Source organism: Mucilaginibacter gynuensis, assembly GCF_039541195.1.
Taxonomy (GTDB): Bacteria; Bacteroidota; Bacteroidia; order Sphingobacteriales; family Sphingobacteriaceae; genus Mucilaginibacter; species Mucilaginibacter gynuensis.
Window position 1 is genome coordinate 529,664 of sequence record NZ_BAABFT010000003.1, and the last position, 22,794, is coordinate 552,457.

13 protein-coding genes are annotated in these 22,794 nt (G+C 44.5%); 10 read left to right on the forward strand and 3 right to left on the reverse strand.

What is annotated here, in order from left to right; genetic code table 11:
- Window positions 1-8 precede the first annotated feature (8 nt).
- The 3 genes from ABD894_RS08550 to ABD894_RS08560 form a co-directional block, all read right to left on the reverse strand.
- Window positions 9-770: a hypothetical protein gene (locus ABD894_RS08550; protein WP_345210590.1), complete on the reverse strand. Its 762-nt coding sequence runs from the start codon at window positions 768-770 to the stop codon at window positions 9-11.
- Window positions 771-1,285: 515 nt separating this feature from the next.
- Window positions 1,286-2,359, reverse strand: a complete 1,074-nt coding sequence (locus ABD894_RS08555; protein WP_345210591.1) for a glycoside hydrolase family 76 protein — start codon at window positions 2,357-2,359, stop codon at window positions 1,286-1,288.
- Window positions 2,360-2,539: 180 nt separating this feature from the next.
- Window positions 2,540-2,929 (reverse strand): VOC family protein, encoded by a 390-nt coding sequence (locus tag ABD894_RS08560; RefSeq protein ID WP_345210592.1) that lies wholly within the window; start codon window positions 2,927-2,929, stop codon window positions 2,540-2,542.
- 308 nt (window positions 2,930-3,237) lie between these two features.
- Between ABD894_RS08560 and ABD894_RS08565 the strand changes: the two genes are divergently transcribed.
- The 10 genes from ABD894_RS08565 (at window position 3,238) to ABD894_RS08610 (ending at window position 22,766) form a co-directional block, all read left to right on the forward strand.
- Window positions 3,238-5,706, forward strand: coding sequence for a glycosyl hydrolase family 95 catalytic domain-containing protein (locus ABD894_RS08565; protein ID WP_345210593.1), 2,469 nt, complete (start codon window positions 3,238-3,240; stop codon window positions 5,704-5,706).
- Between the two features lie 121 nt (window positions 5,707-5,827).
- Window positions 5,828-8,077: a GH92 family glycosyl hydrolase gene (locus tag ABD894_RS08570; RefSeq protein WP_345210594.1), complete on the forward strand. Its 2,250-nt coding sequence runs from the start codon at window positions 5,828-5,830 to the stop codon at window positions 8,075-8,077.
- 384 nt (window positions 8,078-8,461) lie between these two features.
- The gene (locus ABD894_RS08575) at window positions 8,462-9,880 is read left to right on the forward strand and encodes a glycoside hydrolase family 125 protein (RefSeq protein ID WP_345210595.1); all 1,419 of its coding nucleotides are present in this window, start codon (window positions 8,462-8,464) and stop codon (window positions 9,878-9,880) included.
- A 638-nt stretch (window positions 9,881-10,518) separates the two neighbouring features.
- On the forward strand, window positions 10,519-13,635 hold the full coding sequence (locus tag ABD894_RS08580; RefSeq protein WP_345210596.1) for a SusC/RagA family TonB-linked outer membrane protein: 3,117 nt from the start codon (window positions 10,519-10,521) through the stop codon (window positions 13,633-13,635).
- A 20-nt stretch (window positions 13,636-13,655) separates the two neighbouring features.
- Entirely contained in the window at window positions 13,656-15,173 is a 1,518-nt protein-coding gene (locus tag ABD894_RS08585) for a RagB/SusD family nutrient uptake outer membrane protein (protein WP_345210597.1), read from the forward strand.
- 68 nt (window positions 15,174-15,241) lie between these two features.
- Window positions 15,242-16,096, forward strand: coding sequence for a glycoside hydrolase family 16 protein (locus ABD894_RS08590; protein ID WP_345210598.1), 855 nt, complete (start codon window positions 15,242-15,244; stop codon window positions 16,094-16,096).
- Window positions 16,097-16,160: 64 nt separating this feature from the next.
- Window positions 16,161-18,416 carry a beta-glucosidase BglX gene (bglX, locus tag ABD894_RS08595; protein ID WP_345210599.1) on the forward strand — a complete coding sequence of 752 codons (2,256 nt, stop codon included), beginning with the start codon at window positions 16,161-16,163 and terminating at the stop codon, window positions 18,414-18,416.
- An 18-nt stretch (window positions 18,417-18,434) separates the two neighbouring features.
- Window positions 18,435-19,904, forward strand: coding sequence for a glycoside hydrolase family 30 protein (locus ABD894_RS08600; protein WP_345210600.1), 1,470 nt, complete (start codon window positions 18,435-18,437; stop codon window positions 19,902-19,904).
- 31 nt (window positions 19,905-19,935) lie between these two features.
- The gene (locus tag ABD894_RS08605) at window positions 19,936-21,390 is read left to right on the forward strand and encodes a glycoside hydrolase family 30 protein (protein WP_345210601.1); all 1,455 of its coding nucleotides are present in this window, start codon (window positions 19,936-19,938) and stop codon (window positions 21,388-21,390) included.
- Between the two features lie 131 nt (window positions 21,391-21,521).
- Window positions 21,522-22,766, forward strand: coding sequence for a multiheme c-type cytochrome (locus ABD894_RS08610; protein ID WP_345210602.1), 1,245 nt, complete (start codon window positions 21,522-21,524; stop codon window positions 22,764-22,766).
- Window positions 22,767-22,794: the final 28 nt, after the last annotated feature.

Below are 22,794 nucleotides of genomic sequence, written 5' to 3' on the forward strand. Positions count from 1 at the left end.
ATGGCCGGTTACTTTAAAGCGATTTTATACTTGCCCCAAAAGTCAGAGGGCGAAGTCATTTCGGGATCACCACCGCCGAAGAAGCCGGCACGGCCTCCGTTCATTTTTTCAGGGTCGATGCCGTTTATTTTTACGTGGTAAGCAATTTGTTTTGCTTCGGTAGCGGTGAGGCCAAGCAGGGTTAAGGGTACAGCAAGTTCGTATTGAAAATCGCCTTTATCATCAAAGCTAACCACAGTTTTAATGCCGTAGGTGTTGTATATGGAAACCACGGTATCAGTTATCGCTTTAATATTGATCACGCTAAACTCTTTCATGGTTTTGGCTACATCCTTGCGCGACGCGATCATAGTTGAATCGGGCGCGCCATTCGGGCCCGGTCCACGGCCACCGCTGAAACGGCCACGGTTGCTGCCATCATTCTTTAAATACGGGTAAGTGATCTGCGGAGCGCTTTTGTCGTTCTTTTTACCTTCGGTATTGATAGTTACGGTGATACCACCGGCAAATATTTTACCAATATGGCGCTGGTCGCTGCATTTTAGTACGATATACAGGTTGTTATCATTATTAGCCAATGTATAATTGAGCAGGGTAGCACTGTTGAAGGGTTTAAGGTTCCACTCGGTAAGTTTGCCATCAACCTTAACGGCATCAGGGGCACGTAAGCCATCAGACGGATCTGTTTTTTGAGCGAATGCGGCGGCCGAAAAACCCATTAACAGCACAATATTATAGCAACGTTTTAATAATATGTTTTTTAATAGCATAAGTAGATCATTAACGGTTATTAGAAATTAATATCTGTAATCAGAAAAAAATTGGTCAGTGCCCGGCAGTACAACACCTATCAGGAGCCGGATTTTTAAGACGTTTAAAAACAAGCGTATGATAAGCGGTGCCGGTTTGTTAAATGCCTTACTGTTAGCTGGTCAAAATTAGTGCTAACAATGTTACCCCCGAAAAATTGAAAGTAATAAATCCAATACAAAGCGCCCGGTTTTGCCATAAACAGCCTATATGCACAAACATTTTACAATTGCCGCAAGCATAAATGTTACGGCCATTTAAAATATTATAATATGTGCGAATAAGGGATGTAATTAGTGAGTGGCTATTGGTTAGTAGTGAGTATTTTTTTTGCCTAACCTTGCGCTCGTTTTCAACGAGTGCTTAACATGGGTTGGCGATTGTATCGCCACAGAAGCGTCGCAGACGCAAGACCAGTTTAAGCACTCGTTGAAAACGAGCGCAAGTGGAAAGAATGCTTTTATCTAACCAAACCCTATTTAGCCGGCGGGAACAACTGCATAAACCTTACAATACTGCTGGCTTCGTACGATTGCATGTCGCCTTCAGGGGCAGGTACATTGTAATTACGGAAAGTGAGGTCGCGTTTTTTGTCGCGGTTTTGCCAGCCGGTATTAATGTTTTTGTAAACCCATGGCAGGTATTGTTTTTGGCCGCAATCTTTAACCAAACGGTATATATAATCCGCGAATATCGATTTTAATATACCCTGCTCGTTGAAATCGCCTTCGGCGGGTAGTATGCCGTTGGTGCCCATGTGGTTCATGGTATAATCGGCGGCTAACTTGGCATCTTCAAGGTAAGTGGCATCCTTGGTGGCTTTATATAATAATATAGCCGCGCCAATGCAGGTACCCTGGTTGTAGGTATAATCACTATAGCCTACATGTTTGCCTATTTTATTATCGGCTACACGGCCATTGTTAAACAGGTTGTTTTTTGCCCATCCGTATACCAATTTCGCTTTGTTGAGATACGCGGTATCGCCGTTTATATTGTACAGGCGTACCGCTGCAATGGCAGTAGGGTAGTTGATACAGGCGTTTTTACCGGTATGTTTAAAATCCCAGAACATACCACCATCCGACGGATCGTGCGAACCTTCCCAAACATGATTAAAACCCTCAATCGATTTTTTAAGATACTCCGGGTTACCGGTGATCTGGTGCGCGCGGGCCAGCGAAGCTATCCACCACATCATATCATCGTAAATGAACCATACTACGTGGTTGCTCCAGTTGTAGGCGTCGTAATGTTTATGGTTACCCTCGTAAATGTCGGTCACAAACTTCAGCTGGGCGGGTTTTTTATCGCGCTCGTAAATATCCATGGCCTGGTCCCAGTAAATGGCCTGTACCCATATTGCGGCAACACCTTCGTGTTTGGTGGTGCCATCGTATAGTTTGGCTTTGCTATCGTAAAAATATTTGTTGAAAGCCTCAAAAGCCTTAGCGGCATCAGCCTTGGTATAAGCGGGTTTGTCTTGCGCCCTGCCTAAAGCGGTAATAAAAAGCAGGACTATAATAATACGGTAAGCGTACTTATTCATACTTGTTTTGGTTAAATTAATATAGGGTGATCAATTGTGCCCGAAATATAACTGATTCCTGTAAATAAGCCGTTAACCGGTGCGGCAAATATCATTTTTGTTACGATGGCGGGGTGTAAAAACAAAAGCACCTGTACGCGTGGCATACAGGTGCTTTTTTATATTAAGTGAAACTACCGTTTATTCGGTAGGTACCAGTACCGATAATATGTTACCTGCGGGATCTTTAAACCAGGCAATATCCGGCCCCATGCCGTTGGCGCGGCAAATGCCCTTTTCGTCGGTTTTTAAATCGGGCATATCATAATGTTCAAATTTTACGCCCCGCTTGGTCAGCTCGTCAACTGCCTCGTCAATGTTCTCCACAGGGAAGTTGAGTATGGTGAAAGTGGCCGGTTCGTGGTTGGGTTTTGGATAAATCATTACAGGGTTGCTGCCTGCAATGTTGAGCTGTATCAGGTGCTCCATTATGGTTTCCACATCTAAACCGAGTGTGTCCTGGTAAAATTCTTTGGCTTTCGGAATATCATTTACCGAAAAACCGCTGAACGCTTTTGTGTTCCTGAACATAATACTGTTATTTAGGGTTATTAAATGATATCGATTGCAATCAGCACAGCCGATAATTTACTTATGTAACAATAATATTAACATTGCAGTAGGCTAAAAGTTGTAACTTTCTCAATATAAGATGCTTGGTATTGGTTAGATATAGCAATCTTTACGCCGCTAACGCTATTCAATAACAGTCAAAATAACAGTAAATAAAAATTAACAAGCCCAATTAATGAAATATTAGTGTTTTATTAATGAACGCACTTAATATTGGCAATACAATTACAACCTAACTCAAAAACCAATTAAACAATTAGCCATAAATGACTAAGCTTTATACGTTCATTTTTTTGCCGGTACTGGTGTTGGCCTCGGTATGTGCCAACGCGCAAAGCAATACCAATTTAAAACTCTGGTATGATCATCCCGCCGGTAACACCTGGACGGATGCCTTGCCCGTTGGGAACGGAAGACTGGGCGCCATGGTTTACGGCAACCCCGAAAAGGAAGTGCTTAAACTCAACGAAACCACGGTGTGGACAGGCGGCCCGTCTGACAATAACAACCCCGACGCGATAAAGGGTTTGCCCGAGGTACGCAAGCTGCTGTTTGAAGGCCATTACAAAGATGCCCAGCGCCTGGCCGAAAAAACCATACAAGCCAAAGAGAATAACGGAATGATGTACATGCCGGTAGGTAACCTCTATCTTGATTTCCCCGGCCATGCACAACTAGAAAATTACTATCGCGAACTTAACCTCGAAGATGCCATAGCCCGTACATCATACACGGTTAACGGTGTGAAATTTCAGCGCGAGGTATTCGCGTCGGTACCGGGACAGGTAATTGCGGTTAGGCTTACGGCAAGCAAGGCCGCCGCGCTCAACTTTAGCGCGTATATGCTATCGCCTCAAAAAACTACCATTAAGGTGAACATCCAAAACGAATTGGAACTATCTGGCACCACGCCCGACCATGAAGGGGTAAAAGGACAGGTTAACTTTGTATCGCTGGTGAAAATTAAAACCGAAGGCGGTGAGGTTACCCATTCAGATACCAGCTTCAATATAAAAGGAGCTACATCGGCAACGGTGTACATCTCCATCGCTACCAACTTTGTTAATTACCATGATGTGAGCGCTAATGCGGCGCAACGTGCTTCGGCGTACCTGCAAGCGGCTTTAAAAATACCTTACGCGGGTTTGTTAACGGCTCATAAAGCGGCCTATCAAAAATATTTTAACCGTGTAAAGCTTGATCTGGGGATTACGGATGCTATTAAAAAGCCTACCGATGTGCGCCTGAAAGAGTTTGCGCAGGGCGACGATCCTCAATTGGTGTCATTATATTTCGCCTTCGGCCGATACCTGCTTATTTCTGCCTCGCAACCGGGCGGGCAACCAGCCAATCTGCAAGGTATCTGGAACGACAGGATGGACCCGCCATGGGATAGCAAGTATACCATCAACATCAATACCGAAATGAACTACTGGCCTGCCGAAAACACCAACCTTACCGAACTGCACGAGCCTTTGCTGAGCATGGTGAGAGACCTATCGGTAACGGGGCATAAAACCGCCGAAGTAATGTACGGTGCCAAAGGCTGGCTGGCGCACCACAATACCGACCTGTGGCGTATTACCGGCCCGGTTGATAATATATTTTATGCCATGTGGCCAATGGGCGGGGCATGGTTGAGTCAGCACGTTTGGGAGAAATACCTGTACAGCGGCGATAAAAAATATTTGGCCACAGTGTACCCCGCGCTGAAAGGCGCGTCGGAGTTCTTTTTAGATTTCCTGATTGAAGAGCCTACCCATAAATGGCTGGTAGTTTCGCCGGGAATCTCGCCAGAAAATTCACCAAAATCGCACGAAGGTTCGTCGCTCACCTATGGTGCTACTATGGATAACCAAATCGTGTTCGACCTGTTATCAAATACCATCAGGGCAGCCGAAGCATTGGGGAATGATAAGGCATTTGTTGAAAAGCTGAAAGCTGCCCGTAAACGCTTGCCGCCGATGCAAATTGGGCAACACAGCCAGTTGCAGGAATGGCTGGGTGACCTGGACGATCCGAAAGATCAACACCGCCATGTATCACACTTGTTCGGTTTGTATCCGGGCAAGCAAATTTCGCCTTTTCAAACGCCTGAACTGTTTGATGCCGCCCGTACTTCACTCATTTACCGCGGCGATGTATCAACCGGTTGGAGCATGGGCTGGAAGGTAAACTTTTGGGCACGCTTTCAGGATGGTAACCACGCCTATGAACTTATCAGGAAACAGCTTACCCCACTGGGCGTAAACGCCGGTGGCGGCGGTACCTATAATAACTTGTTCGACGCGCATCCGCCGTTTCAGATAGATGGCAACTTCGGATGCGTAGCCGGTATTGCCGAAATGCTGATGCAAAGCCATGATGGTACTTTACAGTTATTACCCGCCCTGCCCGATGTATGGAAAAACGGCAGCATCAGCGGTTTAAGGGCACGCGGTGGTTATGAAATTGTAAACCTGCAATGGAAGGATGGCAAGGTAGCAAGCATCAGCATAAAATCTACCTTGGGTGGTAACTGCCGCTTACGAGTGCCTAATGCCATTAAATTGGCCGCTAACGGTACATTGAAAAATGCTACTGGTGCCAATACCAATGTTTTTTACCAAACAGATGAGGTAGCAAAGCCTATCATTTCGCCGAAGGCAAACTTAAAACCTACCGGCATACAAAACACCCTGGTTTATGACATGCCTACACAAAAAGGAGCTGTTTATACGCTGGTAGCGCAATAAGATAAGCATAGCTGATAAAACGTTTAATTAACGGCGCCTACATGGCATAGCGGGTTGTACAGAAATAGTATATTGTGCCCACTAAAAGCATTTTATAAAAAGACAGATTTATAGAGGAAATATGATAAAAAACAAAATGGCCATTAAAGCGGCCGTACTATGCATGCTCATCAGCTGCGGCGTAATAACAGCGCGGGCACAGGAGAACAACGATGGGAAAGGGAATTTAAAATACGTTGATACGCGTATAGGTAACGTAGGCCAGCTGCTGGAACCTACCCGCCCTACGGTACAGCTTCCCAATCAAATGATGCGGATGTTCCCGATACGTAAAGATTACCTGGACGATCAGATCTCCAGCTTCCCGCTGCTGATTGTATCGCACCGTTTGGGTGAAGCCTTTTCTATCAAACCATCGGTTAAAGAAGTAAGCGCAGGCAGCTACCGCGCCAGGATGACGTATGATCACGATCTGGAAGTGCTTCGCCCGTGGTATTACTCAACTTATTTGGTTGATGATGATATTACGGTACAGTATGCGCCGGGCAAAAAGGTGGGTATCTACAATTTCGAGTTCCCGGCGAGCGCCACAAAAAGTATTTTGTTCGATACCTATAACGACGGACAAGCGCAGTGGAAAATGATCTCGGACAAAGAGCTTACCGCTGTTGAAACCTATCACGATGATATAAAGATCTACATGTATGGTGTGTTCAGCGAGAAGGGCACATTCGGTATTGTATCAAACAACCAGGTATCGGCAGGTAGTGAGGTTTCAGGCAAACGTGCCCGCGCATATATCAGCTTCCCTAACGCGGCGTCAAAAAATATCGAATTCAGGTACGCGGTATCTTTTGTAAGTGCCGAACAAGCTAAAAAGAACTACGATAACGAATTAACCGGCACCACATTCGGCCAGCTTAAAACCTCCGGCGAAAATGCCTGGGATAAGGTAATAGGCCAGATAAAGGTTGATGGCGGTACCGAAGCGCAAAAACGCAGCTTTTACTCGGCGTTATACCGTTGCTACGAGCGCCCTGTTGATATAACCGAAGATGGTAAATATTACAGCGGTTACGATAAAAAGGTGCACGATACTAAGCGCCCGTTTTTGGTTGACGACTGGATGTGGGATACCTATTTAGCACACCATCCGCTACGAACCATATTGAACCCTAAGCAGGAAGAAGATATACTGAACTCGTTCGTGAACATGTACGAGCAAAGCGGCTGGATGCCAACCTTCCCGGTGGTGTTTGGCGATCATGCCTGTATGAACGGTTTCCACTCGACCGTGGTATTTACCGATGCGCTTAATAAAGGCCTCAAAAATTTCGATGCCAATAAAGCTTATGAGGGTATGCTGAAAAACGCTAACCAAGCCACCATGTTACCATGGCAAAACGGCCCTAAAGGCACACTGGAAGATTTTTATTACAAAAACGGATATTTCCCGGCCCTGCATCCGGGCGAAAAAGAAACTCATCCCGAAGTGCACTCATGGGAAAAACGCCAGGCGGTGGCTATTACTTTGGGCCATAGTTATGACGATTGGGCACTGGCGCAGTTCGCCAAAAAGTTGGGTAAAACCGCCGACTTTGAAACCTTCAGCAAACGGGCTTTGAACTACAAAAATCTTTGGAACAGCAAAGAAATGTTCTTTTTACCTAAGGACGAAAAGGGTAATTGGATCGACATTGACCCTAAGTTTGATGGCGGTATGGGCGGTCGTGATTATTACGACGAAAATAACGGCTGGACCTACATGTGGCAGGTACAGCAGGATATTCCCGGCCTTGTTGGCCTGATGGGCGGTAAAGATAAATTTGAGGCCCGTTTAGACCTATTGTTCCGCGAAGGCCTTGGTCGCAGCAAGTACGAGTTCCAGGCTAAATTTCCGGATGTTACGGGTATAGTAGGGCAGTACTCTATGGGTAACGAGCCAAGCTTCCATATTCCGTACCTGTATAACTACGTAGGCGCACCGTGGAAAACTCAAAAACGCATCCGTTTCCTGCTTGATGTATGGTATAAAGATAACATCTTCGGTATCCCCGGTGATGAAGACGGCGGCGGTATGACGGCCTTCGTGGTATTCTCATCAATGGGCTTTTACCCGGTAACACCAGGCACGCCGGTGTATACCATAGGCAGTCCGCTGTTTGAGCAGGTAACTATCGACCTTACCAACGGCAAGCAATTTAAAATGGTAGCCAAAAACTGCTCGGTAACCAACAAATACATACAAAGCGCCACCATGAACGGTAAAACGCTGGATACGCCATGGTTCAGCCACGAGCAACTAATGAACGGCGGCGAACTGGTGCTTGTAATGGGGCCAAAGCCTAACAAACAGTGGGGCGTTAAATAGACATTTGTATTTGTAAAGAAAGTGCACTGTTCGATTTAGCAAACGCTAATATCAGCAAGCAAAAAATTGGACAAGCGGATTCTACAACAAGTATGTTTAAGTAAGATATAGTGTTGATAATAGTAAATATTTAGCAGATTTAGTAAAAGCTCAAAACAAGAAACACAGGTAAGCGGAGTTCATATATGCTTTAAATGCCTTAATTCAATTGTAAGGCGAAGATTTATAACCCGGCATATTCGCGGTTTTAGCGTATTGATATTCGCTAAAAGTAAATGGCTTTAAGCCCTGCTAAATTATTTTAATAAAATGCCCCTTTTTGAGGGGCATTTTATTTATTCTCATTATCTTTCGACACTAATTATACATAAAACATACTTTACAATGGAAAGAAGAAAATTTATTGCAAGTACTGCATTGCTGGGGGCCGGGGTTTTTGTTAGCAAGTTCCCAGTAAAAGCCGGGGTGTTAGAGTACCCTGTTGTACGTACTGCTGCAGCTTCAAGAAATTTTACCAGCAAAGCCGTTGAGGCAGCTATTAAAGAGTTTAAAGCAAAAGTTAAAGACAAAGAGCTGGGCTGGTTGTTTGAAAACTGCTTTCCTAATACCTTAGATACCACTGTTACCTACAAACTAAAAAATAACCGCCCGGATACTTATGTAATTACCGGCGATATTGATGCTATGTGGCTGCGCGATAGCAGCGCGCAGGTTTGGCCGTACCTGAGCATGATTAAAAAAGACGCTGCCTTGCAGCAACTGATTGCAGGTATTGTAAACCGCCAGGTGGTTAATATTTTAAGGGATCCTTATGCTAACGCTTTTTACGATGATCCTGCAAAGGTAGGTGAGTGGAAAGATGACGTTACCGATATGAAACCCGGTTTGCACGAACGCAAATGGGAAATAGACTCGCTTTGCTACCCTATACGTTTAGCTTACAATTACTGGAAATTAACCGGCGATGTAAAACCTTTTGATGGCGAGTGGAAAAAAGCTATTCAAACTATACTAAAAACTTTTAAAGAGCAGCAACGTAAAGATAACGACGGGCCATACTCTTTTCAGCGTAAAACCGCCTGGGCTACTGATGGCGTACCAATGAATGGTTACGGTTACCCGGTTAAGCCTGTTGGTTTGATCTGCTCATCGTTCAGGCCGAGTGATGATGCTACCATCTATTCATACCTTATCCCGTCGAATTTCTTCGCGGTGATCAGCCTGAAACAAGCGGCAGAAATGTCGACCCAAATACTTAAGGATGACGCGCTGGCCGGTGAGCTTACAGCGCTTGCAACAGAGGTAGATGCAGCCCTGCAAAAACACGCGGTAATTGATCACCCTGATTACGGTAAGATCTATGCCTATGAAGTAAACGGTTTCGGCAGCTATAACCTGATGGATGACGCTAACGTACCAAGCTTACTATCGCTGCCATATTTGGGCGCTTTAAAGAATACCGATCCGGTATATCAAAATACCCGTAAAATGCTGTTATCAACCAATAACCCTTTCTTCTTTAAAGGCACAGCGGCTGAAGGTATTGGCGGTCCGCACATTGGTAAAGATATGATTTGGCCAATGAGCATTATTATGCGTGCTATAACCAGTAACGATGATGAAGAGATCAGAACCTGTATCCAGGTGTTAAAGAAAACGCATGGTAATACCGGTTTTATGCACGAATCATTCCATAAAAACGACCCGACCAAGTTTACCCGTAAATGGTTTGCATGGGCAAATACCCTGTTTGGAGAGCTGTTATGGGAAACCTACCAGGCTAAACCTCAACTATTAGGTTAATAACCTGTATAAATAGCTTTAAGTAGGGATATCACTGTATCCATTAAACATAAAGACTAAATAAAATATAAGTAATTGATTATTAAGCCCTGCTGATTAAAAATCAGCAGGGCTTTTTGTTTTGGGGCAATTTAATACGCTATCCTCCCGAAAAACTTTAAAAAAAGCGTTAAAATAATACTTGTTGAGTTGACACTAATCGCCGTTTTGAGGCTGTGAGGGCATTTTTTCTTAAAAAAATATGTTAAAAATGTATATGGAACAAAGCGTATCACTTTTTAATTTATTTACTAACTAAAAACCACGTTTAGTGCTGATAATTAGGCATATTATCAATTTTTATTTTGTTATCTAAGCGTTTCAAAATTAAGTTAAGTAACTAAAAATCAGATATTTATGAAAAAAATATTTGTTTTTATGTTTTTTACTTTGATACCTTTGATTCACAAACAAGGCCAAATACATCCTCGTATAAGCCTTTTTGCATAACCAATTATTGCTTACTTAACCAATTAACTATGACGTATAAGTTTTACTTCTATTTAATTTCCTATGGCTAAATATTGGCCAAAATCTTAAAAACGGAACCCAACCAATTTCCGCAACACCCAATACACAATTATTAAACTTTATTATCCATGAGAAAAAAAATTACTTTATTTATCTTCCTGCTGTTGGCAGGATTCTCAGCCGCCTTTGCCCAGGACCTAACCGTAAAAGGTAAAGTGGTTGATCAGAACGCGCAGCCGCTGCCCGGCGTATCGGTAGTGGTTAAAGGCTCACCATCAGGTACCCAAACCGATGTAAACGGTAACTACAGCATAACAGCTCCTTCAAGTGGTACACTTGTATTTTCATTTATAGGCTACGCTAACCAGGAAGTTAGGATTGGCGGCCAATCTACCATCAACATCAACATGAGCGATGATGTGAAAAAACTTGAAGAAGTAGTGGTAATTGGTTACGGTACGCAAAAGAAAAGCGTTGTAACCGGCGCCATATCAAGTGTTAAATCAAAAGATTTTCAAGATCAGCAGGTGGTTAACATTACCGATGTGCTCAAAGGCCGCACTTCGGGCGTTGTGGCTACACAAAGCTCGGGTTCGCCGGGTTCTACCGCTACCATACGGGTGCGTGGTATCACTTCAATCAACAATAGCGAACCGTTATATGTTATTGATGGTGTTATCGGCCTTAACGGTGGCTTAGAAAATATCAACCCTAATGATATCGAATCTGTAGAAGTGCTTAAAGACGCATCGGCGGCCATTTACGGTTCACGCGCATCAGCCGGTGTTATATTGGTTACTACTAAAAAGGGTAAACTTGGGGCATCGTCAATTAGCTATAACGGTTATATCGGTATACAAAATGTGGTTAAAAAGATTGATATGGCTAATGCATCTGAGTATGCAACCCTACGTAACCAGGCATTAACTAATGATGGCGTAGCTACAACCGATCCAAGGTATTTTGACGGACACGATGCATTTCACCCAACCCCGGCCAATGCTGGTGTAGGTACCAACTGGCAAGATCAGATCTTCGGTGATAACGCTAAAATTCAAAGCCATTCATTATCTGTACAAGGCGGTAACGATAAATCGAACTACTATACTTCATTTGGTTATTTAAACCAACAAGGTATTATCTTCCCCGAAATATCAAACTACAAACGCTATAACTTTACGGTAAACAGCAGCACAAAAGTAAAATGGCTTACCGTAGGCGAAAACTTCCAGTACGCTTATACCCGTAGCCAGGGTGGTGTTAATACCAACAGTGAGTTTGGTGGTCCGTTAAGTTCGGCATTGAACCTTGATCCGCTTACACCAGTAGTGGTAACAGGCGATATTCCTAACGTTCCGGATTATCAAAATAACCTTAATTTCCTGATCCGAGATCCGCAGGGCCGTCCTTACGGTTTATCGCAACTGGTACGTAACGAATTAACCAATCCGGTTGCATTTGTTCAAACCCAGTTAGGTAACTACGGCTGGTCGCACAATGCTTTGGGTAATGCCTTTGCCGAAATTTCACCAATAGCTGGTTTAAAAATCCGTACGCAGATAGGTGGTAAGCAGTCATTTTATGGCAGCCAGTCGTTTTCACCTTTATATTTTCTGAATACACTTGTAAATAACAAAAACAATCCTAACGCTTACAGGGCTACCAACCGCAACGTTACCTGGAACTGGGATAATACTGCAAGTTATACTCGTTCAATAGGCGACCACAACTTTAGCGTATTGGTTGGTACCAGCGCGCAATCGCAAAGTGCTGTTGGCGTAGGTGCACAATACAATAACCTGCCGATAACCTCTTATCAGCAATTGTCATTTAATTTTGATTTGCCAAATGCACAACGTATTGCTAATTCAAACGAAGACCAACCATATACAGTAAGCTCATTATTTGCTCGTGCAACTTATGATTATAAAGAGAAATACCTGTTCACCGGTATCGTCCGTCGCGATGGTTCATCACGCTTCGGTTCAAACAACGTTTACGGTGTGTTCCCTTCGGTATCAGTAGGCTGGGTTGTAAACAAAGAAAATTTCTTTCCGCAGGATATATTCCTAAACAGTTTAAAAATCCGTGCTTCTTATGGTGCTGTGGGTAACGAGCAATCATTAGGGCCATTCTACTACACATCAGTTGTTGTCGGTGGTGCTAACTACGTGTTTGGCCAAGACCAATTAGTTATTGGTAACTCGCCAAAAGCACCTGCAAATGCTGATTTAAAGTGGGAGTCAGTTCGTACCTCTGATATTGGTTTTGACGCGGTATTGTTTAATAGCTTAAATCTTAGTGTTGATTTATACCGTAAGTTAACCAAGGGCATGATTCAAAATGTTGACCTGCCTGCTTACGCTGGTTTCAATGAAGCATACCGTGCAAACGTAGGTGACCTTGAAAATAAGGGTATTGAGGTGGAGTTGGGTTACAACAGGAAGTTTGGAGAGGTGAATATGAGCTTTAGCGGTAATTTATCTTACAACAAAAATAAGGTTACCTATTTAGGTTTAACCAAGTTTATGGATCAGGGTAATTTCCAGGCAACCAATTATGCCCTCTATCGTACACAAGTTGGCCAGCCTGTAACATCATTTTATGGTTTTAGAGAGTTAGGCACATTTAAATCACAAGCTGAAATTGATGCTTACACATTTAACGGAACTAAAATACAACCCGATGCGAAACCAGGCGATTTCAAATGGCAGGATACCAATGGCGATGGTAAGATAGGTGAAGATGACCGCCAGTTTTTAGGCAGCCAATTGCCAAGCTGGACCTACGGCTTTAACGTTGGCGGTACCTACAAAGGCTTTGACCTGAAAATATTCGGACAAGGTGTTTGGGGTAACATGCTTTATCAGGGTTACCGCCGTTTAGATATTGGCGATGCCAACTATCAAAGATCGGCTCTTAATGCCTGGACCCCACAAAATTCAAATAGTAATTATCCACGTTTATCAGTTGCTGACCCCAACCATAATTTTTCTTATCCATCAAACTTTAACCTGCAAAGCGGCGCGTACTTCCGCATAAAAACCGCGCAGATAGGTTATTCTTTACCAGCTACAGTGCTGCGTAAGTTAGATGTGAACAGGTTGAGGGTGTATGTAAGCAGCAACAACTTAGCTACGATCACAAAGTATGATGGTTTCGATCCTGAAATTCAGGGCGGTATCGACAGGAGTATCTATCCTCAGTCGCGCTCGTTCCTGTTGGGCTTAGATATCACTTTGTAAACAATTAATTACCATAAAAAATGAAAAGAAAATACATCAGTTACGGCGCGGCAACCATGTTGCTGGGTGTGGCGTTGTTTGCCAGCTGTAAAAAATCGTTTTTGGAACTGCAACCCGCAGGTCAAACATTGGAAGTAAATTATTATTCAACTCCTGCCGAGGCATTTGCAGGTTTAGTAGCGGCTTATGAGCCATTATCAACTGAAACCGGGGGCATCGACAATACTTATTCGGGAGTGTTGGGCCCACTTAATTCAGCCTCTGACGATTGTGTTACCGGTGGTGGTAGCTCAACGGATATGACCACCTGGCAGGTTTGGAATAACTATACATTATCGGCCGCGCAAGGGCCGCAAGGGGAATATTGGGGACTTGATTTTAAAGGTGTTAGCCGTGCAAATATTATTTTATCCAAATTGCCGGCTGTACCCGGACTGGATGATGCTACAAAAGCACGTTACACTGCTGAAGCCAAATTTTTAAGGGCGCATTATTATTTTGATTTGGTAAGATTATTTAAAAATATCCCTCTATTTACCACGCCAATTGATCCTAAAGAAGCTTACAATCAACCACAAGTAGCACCTGCAGAAATTTATACGCTTGTTGAGGCTGATCTGAATGCCGCAATTCCTGATCTTCCTGCAACTGTATCGGGAGCAGAGAATGGTCGTGCTACTAAAGCTGCTGCTACTGCATTATTGGGTAAAGTATTATTGTACCAGGAAAAATGGGCTGCTGCTGCCGCTCAATTTAAACTGGTTAACGGTACACCCGGTGGTACAGGGCCATTCGGCAATAAATTGTTAGCCAAGTTTGGAGATATCTTCAGTCCTGATCATAAATTTAATACCGAAGCTATTTTTGAAATTGCGCATACCGGTTCACAAAGCTATAGCTGGAATAACTGGGGTTCATTCAAATCAAACGTATATACCCAAATGATCGGCGCACGTTCATACAATGGCCCGGTATTTATGCAGGGCTGGGGCTTTAACCCGGTTACAAAAAGTTTGGTTGATGCGTTTAAAGCAACTAACGACCCGCGTTATGGTTATACCGTAGTTAATATGGATAGCTTAACAGCCGCAAGTAGTTCAAGTTATGAACACAGCTACCAAAACACAGGTTATTTTATGGTGAAATTTGCACCGCTTATTAAATATAAAGCCGGTACAGGTACCACCGAACTAAACTATCCTAACGATTATATTGAGATTCGTTTAGCTGATACTTACTTAATGGAGGCTGAAGCCCTTATTAAAGCGGGTTCTGATGCCGGTCGTGCTAAAGATTTGCTTGATGCGGTACGTGCCCGTGTTGGTTTAGCCAGCGTGCCTGCTACATTGGATAATATTTACAAAGAGCGCCGTTTAGAGTTGGCTACTGAAGGTCACCGTTGGTTTGACCTGGTACGCACAGGGCAGGCAGCAGCCGTATTGGGTGCAGATGGTTTTAAAACCGGTACTCACGAGTTATTGCCAATTCCGTTAAGAGAATTGAACAATACCAAACTTAAACAAAACCCAGGCTATTAATTTAACCCCTGCAATACCCTGCCGGCATAGTCGGCAGGGTTATTAAATAACCCTATAAAGCAAAACTTATGAAAATGAATACAGGCCTGTTGATGTGTGCTTTTACGGGCTTGATGCTGGTAGCTTGCGGCGGCAAAAAAAAGGACGCTACGCCCTATGTACCCGTAACGGTGAAACCGCCCGAAGATAAAGGCTGGAAGTTTGAAACCACACCATCATTTGCCGATGAGTTTGATAATACCGGTTTACCACTGGCCGATAACTGGATGTATGATACCGGTGGCAGCGGCTGGGGTAATAACGAACTGCAATATTATACCAACACCACCAATAATGCCGAGGTGAAAAACGGCATGTTAACCATTACAGCCAAAAAAGAAACTATGGCGGGTATGGGGTATACTTCATCGCGCATGGTATCAAAATTTGAGCATAGCCTGCTTTACGGCAGGGTTGAGGTTCGTGCCAAATTGCCTTCGGGGCGTGGTACATGGCCTGCAATATGGATGCTGCCCGATGGATACGTGTATGGCGCATGGCCAAAAAGCGGCGAAATTGATATTATGGAGCATGTGGGTTACGATCCTAATGCGGTACACTTTAGTACCCATACCGAAGTAAACAACGGCGGTAACTCAAAAACCAGCACCAAAATGATCGAAACCGCCATGACCGATTTTCATAACTACCGTGTTGACTGGACACCTTATGCCGTACGCGGGTATTATGATGATGACCTGGTATTTACTTATATCAACACAGGTAAGGGTTCGTCTTTATGGCCGTTCGATCAAAAGTTTCACCTGTTGCTTAACATAGCCGTTGGCGGTAACTGGGGTGGTATAAAGGGAGTGGATGATACCGTTTTTCCGGCCGCTATGCAGGTTGACTATGTGCATTTTTACAAAATGATACCTCAATAATTTGAACAGGCTTCGCAAGCCATTTTTGACCCGTTTTTCTGATATCTAATTACTTGATTTTTATATGAAGTTAAAGCCGACCCTTTTAACTGCTGCTATTGCTTTGCTTATAAATAACGGCGGAGCTATGGCCCAATCTGCTAAAAAACAGCCGGATAATGTTGATGTTAAGGTGAAAACCCTGCTGGCGAAAATGACACTGGAAGAAAAGATAGGGCAGCTGAACCAATATACCGGTGATAATGACGCTACCGGGCCGGTGAGCAAAAATAATAACAAGCTGGAGCAAATAAAGCAGGGTAAGGTAGGCTCTATGCTGAATGTACGCGGCGCTAAAGATACCCGCCAGATACAGGAAGCGGCCATGCAATCGCGGTTGAAAATTCCGCTGCTGTTTGGGCAGGATGTGATACATGGCTATCGTGTAACGTTCCCGGTTCCGCTGGCAGAGGCCGCGAGTTGGGATTTAGGCGCTATTGAACTATCTGCAAGAATAGCTGCCAAAGAAGCGGCGGCATCGGGCCTGCACTGGACGTTTGCGCCCATGGTTGATATTGCCCGCGACCCACGCTGGGGCAGGGTGATGGAAGGCGCCGGTGAAGACCCATACCTGGGTTCGCTGATCGCAAAAGCACGGGTACACGGCTTTCAGGGCAAAAGCCTTGGCGACCTGGATGCTATAATGGCCTGCGCCAAACACTTCGCGGCCTACGGTGCCGCTATAGCCGGGCGCGATTATAATTCGGTTGACATGAGCGACCGCTTGCTGTGGGAGGTATACCTGCCGCCGTTTAAAGCCGCTGTTGATGCGGGCGCGGCCACGTTCATGAACTCTTTTAACGATTTGAACGGCATCCCGGCAACGGGAAACAGTTACCTGCAACGCGATATTTTGAAAGGTAAATGGGGGTTTACAGGTTTTGTAGTGAGCGATTGGGGATCAATAGGTGAAATGATAGCCCACGGCTATGTAAAGGATAGTTATGATGCTGCCAATGCCGCCATTACCGCGGGAAGCGATATGGATATGGAAAGCCGTGCCTACATCGGTAACCTGCAACAATTAGTGAAGGATGGCAAGGTATCGGTAAAGCTGATTGATGATGCCGTAAGCCGGATATTAAGAAAGAAATTTGAATTAGGCTTATTCGACGATCCGTACCGCTTTAGTAACGAGGAGCGCGAAAAGTCGGTGCTTAATTCGGCAGAGAATAAACAAGCCGCTAAAGAAGTGGCAGAGAAGAGCATTGTACTCTTAAAAAACGATAAGCAATTATTACCGCTGTCAAAAAATGTGAAAAGCATCGCGGTGATTGGCCCGCTGGCGAAATCTAAAAAAGATATGAAAGGTTTTTGGTCGATAGACTGGGCCGGTGCCGACGAAAACGACCTGGTATCATTATACGATGGTATCCAGCACAAGTTAGGAAACAACACAAAACTATTATATGCCCGGGGCTGTGCTATTCAGGATAGCAGCCGTGCCGGGTTTGATGAAGCCGTAAAAGCGGCTAAAGATGCCGATGTGGTAATTATGGCCATTGGCGAAGCAGGTGATATGAGTGGCGAGGCCAAAAGCAGGTCGAACATCCACATCCCCGGTGTGCAGGAAGAATTGGTGAAAGCCATACAAGCTACCGGCAAGCCTGTTGTGGTACTGGTAATGGGCGGTCGTCCGCTGATATTTAACTCGACTGCCGATAACGTGCCCGCCATATTATATACCTGGTGGCTGGGCAGCGAAGCCGGTAATGCCATCGCCGATGTTTTATTCGGCGATTACAACCCCGCAGGGAAATTGCCTATCAGCTTCCCGAGATCGGAAGGGCAGATCCCGGTATTCTACGCGCAAAAAAGTACCGGCAGGCCATCTGTGAATGATAAGGATATCATCTATAAATCGGCCTACCTTGATTTGCCTAACAGTCCGCGTTTTGCATTTGGTTATGGGTTGAGTTATACCACTTTTAAGTACAGCGATCTTAAATTATCTAAAACCAAACTTAAAAATACAGAGACGCTGACTGCCACCTTCACCCTAACCAATACCGGCAAATACGCCGGCGAAGAAGTAGCCCAATTGTACCTGCACGATGTAGTAGCCAGCGCGGTACGCCCTGTAAAAGAGCTGAAAGATTTTAAGAAAGTGATGCTGAAACCGGGCGAATCGGTAACTATCAGCTTCGTGATAGGGAAGGATAAGCTATCCTTTTATAACTCAAAAATGGTGTGGACAACAGAGCCGGGCAAGTTTGAACTGATGATAGGCAGCGCGAGCGACGATGTACGCCTGAAGAGTGATTTTGAATTAGTTGATTGATCAATACAGAAAGATAAGATGAAAAAGATTACTGATTATACGTTTACCGCTTTAATAATACTGGCACTTGGCATAACGGCAGGCTGCGGCAAAAAATCATCCGGAACGGTTACGCCTCCACCGGTTGTTCCGCCCGTGGTACCCCCACCGGTTACGCCTGCAAAAACCGATGTGGCCATGTGGCTTACCAATGCTGATCAATCGGTACTGTTTAAAAAACAGAATGTGAGTTTGCTGTTCAGTACGGCTACCAACCAAAACCCAACCATTGAGGTTGATACTACGCAAACCTACCAAAGTATTGATGGCTTCGGTTTCGCGTTAACGGGTGGCAGCGCATCGCTGATCAACAGTTTGCCATCGGCCCAAAAGGACGCGCTCATTAAAGAACTTTTCGCTACTGATACCAATAACATCGGTATCAGCTATATCAGGCTTACATTGGGCGCTTCAGACCTGAGCGCGGCTCCGTTCTCCTATGATGAACCGGTGCTGAGAACTACCGACGAGGATATGAAGGAGTTTACCATAGATATGGAAAAGAAAGATCTTATCCCGGTGATCAAAAGCATTTTGGCTGTTAACCCTAATATTAAAATACTGGCATGTCCATGGAGCGCCCCAACTTGGATGAAGGATAACAAAAGTTTTTACGGTGGTAGTTTAAAACCCGAGTATTTTGGCGCCTTTGCCAAATATTTTGTAAAATATATACAAGCCATGAAGGCCGAAGGGATAACTATTGATGCCATTACCCCGCAAAACGAACCGTTGAATGCTTACAATAACCCAAGTATGCTGATGCTTTCGGCAGATCAGGGTAAGTTTATCAAGAACAACCTTGGTCCGGCGTTTAAGGCCGCCAATATCAATACCAAGATCATTATTTACGATCATAACCTCGATCACCCCGAATACGCTACCGATATTTTAAAGGATGCCGACGCGGCTGCTTACATTGATGGTTCGGCGTTTCACCTGTACGCGGGTAATATCAGCACGCTAAATTCGGTACATAATGCCGCGCCAACCAAAAATGTGTATTTCACCGAGCAGGCCACCTTTGGCGATGGCAACTTTGGCAGCGACCTTTCATGGCATGTGAGCAACCTCATTGTGGGCGCTACCCGCAACTGGAGCCGCAACGTTATCGAGTGGAATTTGGCATCTGATCCGCAATTTAAACCACATACCACAGGGGGCTGTGGTACCTGCCAGGGCGCTATTACGGTTGGTGCATCGGTAGCGCGTAACGTATCGTACTATATTATAGCCCATGCCGCCAAGTTTGTAAGGCCGGGTTCGGTACGCATCGCCTCAAACATTGTAAACAATTTGCAAAACGTAGCCTTTAAAACGCCCGATGGCAAAAAGGCTCTCATTGTACTCAATAGCAACAATGCTACTACAACATTCAATATAAAGTTTAAAGGTAAAATGGTTTCAACCACGCTCTTTTCGGGAGCGGTGGCAACTTATGTATGGTAATTAATCCAAGCACAATTTATAAATATATTATATGCAAAAGATCTATAAGTTCGCTATAATGCTGTTATGCTCGCAGCAGGTGTGGCAGCAGGCCGGGGCGCAGTCGGCGGTAAAAAACAGCAGCTTTTCGTCAGGGGCCAAAACGGTAAAGGTGTATACCACAGCCAAAAATACCGACTATCGCCTGTCGCAAACCGAAACGCTGAAGTTTGCCAAACACGGCCAGCCTTTTGAAACCGAAGCCTGCATCTTTGTTGATCCGTCAAAAACATTCCAAACCTTTTTGGGAGTAGGCGCCGCGCTTACAGATGCTTCTGCCGAAACATTTTACAAGCTGCCCAAGGATAAGCAGAAACAGCTATTGCAGGATTTTTACGATCCTCAAAAGGGGATAGGCTATACACTGGCCCGTACCAATATCCAAAGCTGCGATTTTTCGAGCGATAGCTATGCCTACGTTAAAGAAGGCGACGGCGCGCTGAAAACCTTTAATGTTGAGCACGATAAAAAATACCGTATCCCTTTTATAAAAGAAGCTATAGCGGCTGCAGGTGGCAAGTTAACCATGTATGTTAGTCCGTGGAGCCCACCTGCTTTTATGAAGGATAATAACGATATGTTGCACGGCGGAAAGCTGAAAGCTCAATATCGTCAGTCGTGGGCTAACATGTACGTGAAGTTCATCAAAACCTACCAGGCGCTGGGCATCCCTATCTGGGGTTTATCGGTACAAAACGAACCAATGGCCAAGCAAACCTGGGAATCGTGCATGTACACTGCCGAAGAAGAGCGCGATTTTGTAAAGTACTTTTTAGGCCCAACGCTGCACAAACAAGGCCTGGCCGATAAAAAACTGATCATTTGGGATCATAACCGCGATTTGATCTATCAGCGTGCCAGTACCGTACTGGAAGATCCCGCAGCAGCCAAATATGTATGGGGAACCGGTTTCCACTGGTATGTGCATGATGTGTTTGAGAACGTAAAACGTGTAAAGGAAGCCTTCCCTGATAAGAACCTCATTTTTACCGAAGGCTGCAGCGAACGCTTTAATCTCGAAAAAATTAATGAGTGGCAATGGGGCGAACTGTATGGAAAATCAATGGTGAACGATTTTAACAACGGTGTAGTAGCCTGGACAGACTGGAACATCTTTTTAGATGAAACCGGCGGACCAAACCACGTGGGTAACTTTTGCTATGCCCCGGTGCATGCCAATGTTAAAACCAACGAGATCACTTACATGAACTCATATTATTACATAGGCCACTTCTCAAAGTTTGTAAAACCGGGTGCTAAGCGCATCATCAGTTCATCAAACCGCGATAAACTGCAAACTACGGCCTTTATCAATAAAGATAACAAGCTGGTGGTAGTGGTGCTTAACCTAAGCGATGATGAATTGCCTTATAACTTATGGATTGCCGGTAATGCTGCAAAAACAAAAAGTTTACCTCACTCTATAACAACACTTGTGGTACAATAATCGTATTATTATGGTATAAACCATTATAACCTGTTTTTGAAATAAACGGATATCATTGCGGGGCTAAGGCATTGCTTCGTGCCTCGCGATGACGAGTTTTTAAATACTATTTAAGCATTATACTTATCACGATGAAGCGCAAAAGAATATTATTGTTGTGTTCAATATTCCTGGTACCGCTCGTCCTGATATTTTCTCAATGCGATAAACTTAATAAAAAAGATGATCCACGGGGGGAGTTGTATGCAGGCTCGGCAACCTGCATACGCTGCCACAAAGATGTATACACTAATTATTTACATACCGCTCATTTTAAAAGTACGCGCGAGGCCGAAGCAACAACTACCCACGGCGACTTTGCCCGCAATAACACCTTTGTGTTTAACGCGCATAGCAAGGTAGTGATGGAAAAACGCGCCGGGGGCTTATACCAGGTAGGCTATACCGATGGTAAAAAGACCGATGAGCAGCGCTTTGATATTACGTTTGGCGGGGTTAAGGCCGAAACCTATTTGTACTGGAAAAACAACCAGATATACCAGTTGCCGGTATCGTACTTCAGCAAATTGCATGGCTGGGCCAATAGTCCGGGGTATGATACTACACAGGTTAACTTTACCCGTATTATCGGCAAGCGTTGTTTTGAGTGCCATGCGTCGTACATAAAAGAACTGCCTGCCGAAACGCAAAGCCTGAGCCAAACGGTAGAGTTTGATAAGGCATCGCTGATCAACGGGGTTGATTGCGAACGCTGCCATGGCCCTGCGGCAAACCATGTTAATTTTCATACGGATTTTCCGGAGGAGAAGAAACCCAAGTACATTGCCCGCTATGCCGAACTTACCCGCGGACAAAGAATTGACATGTGCGCGGTTTGCCATTCGGGTAATAAGAACATGATTATTACCACCACCTTCAACTTTAAACCCGGCGATAAGCTGGCCAATTTTGTGGAACCCGATTTCGAGGTAAACCGTAATGATAATACGCTGCTTGATGTGCATGGTAACCAAAGCCAATTGCTTGCGCTAAGCCAATGCTTTATAAAGAGTAAAATGGATTGCGCTACCTGCCATAATACGCATGTGAACGAGGAAGCGAATCTATCCCTCGACTCAAAGAAATGTATGAGCTGCCACAGTGATGCAGGCCACAACTTTTGCAAAATGGCCGATAAGATTGGCCCGGCTATAAAAAATAATTGTATTGATTGCCACATGCCCGAGCGTTCGTCAAACATTATAGCGGTAGAAACGGCAGGCGCCGGCAAAACCAATCCGTACATGGTACGCACGCACCGGATAGCGGTATATCCCGATCAAACAGAAAAAGTTTTGGCTTATTTAAAAAGTAGTAAAAATTTAAGTAAAAATTAACATATTAAAGGTCTACAAACCGATCTAA

What these genes read in the sequence shown, in the direction of transcription:
- ABD894_RS08550 (WP_345210590.1), bottom strand. Translation starts at nt 770, where the DNA reads ATGCTATTAAAAAACATATTATTAAAACGTTGCTATAATATTGTGCTG.
- ABD894_RS08555 (WP_345210591.1), bottom strand. Translation starts at nt 2,359, where the DNA reads ATGAATAAGTACGCTTACCGTATTATTATAGTCCTGCTTTTTATTACC.
- ABD894_RS08560 (WP_345210592.1), bottom strand. Translation starts at nt 2,929, where the DNA reads ATGTTCAGGAACACAAAAGCGTTCAGCGGTTTTTCGGTAAATGATATT.
- ABD894_RS08565 (WP_345210593.1), top strand. Translation starts at nt 3,238, where the DNA reads ATGACTAAGCTTTATACGTTCATTTTTTTGCCGGTACTGGTGTTGGCC.
- ABD894_RS08570 (WP_345210594.1), top strand. Translation starts at nt 5,828, where the DNA reads ATGATAAAAAACAAAATGGCCATTAAAGCGGCCGTACTATGCATGCTC.
- ABD894_RS08575 (WP_345210595.1), top strand. Translation starts at nt 8,462, where the DNA reads ATGGAAAGAAGAAAATTTATTGCAAGTACTGCATTGCTGGGGGCCGGG.
- ABD894_RS08580 (WP_345210596.1), top strand. Translation starts at nt 10,519, where the DNA reads ATGAGAAAAAAAATTACTTTATTTATCTTCCTGCTGTTGGCAGGATTC.
- ABD894_RS08585 (WP_345210597.1), top strand. Translation starts at nt 13,656, where the DNA reads ATGAAAAGAAAATACATCAGTTACGGCGCGGCAACCATGTTGCTGGGT.
- ABD894_RS08590 (WP_345210598.1), top strand. Translation starts at nt 15,242, where the DNA reads ATGAAAATGAATACAGGCCTGTTGATGTGTGCTTTTACGGGCTTGATG.
- bglX (WP_345210599.1), top strand. Translation starts at nt 16,161, where the DNA reads ATGAAGTTAAAGCCGACCCTTTTAACTGCTGCTATTGCTTTGCTTATA.
- ABD894_RS08600 (WP_345210600.1), top strand. Translation starts at nt 18,435, where the DNA reads ATGAAAAAGATTACTGATTATACGTTTACCGCTTTAATAATACTGGCA.
- ABD894_RS08605 (WP_345210601.1), top strand. Translation starts at nt 19,936, where the DNA reads ATGCAAAAGATCTATAAGTTCGCTATAATGCTGTTATGCTCGCAGCAG.
- ABD894_RS08610 (WP_345210602.1), top strand. Translation starts at nt 21,522, where the DNA reads ATGAAGCGCAAAAGAATATTATTGTTGTGTTCAATATTCCTGGTACCG.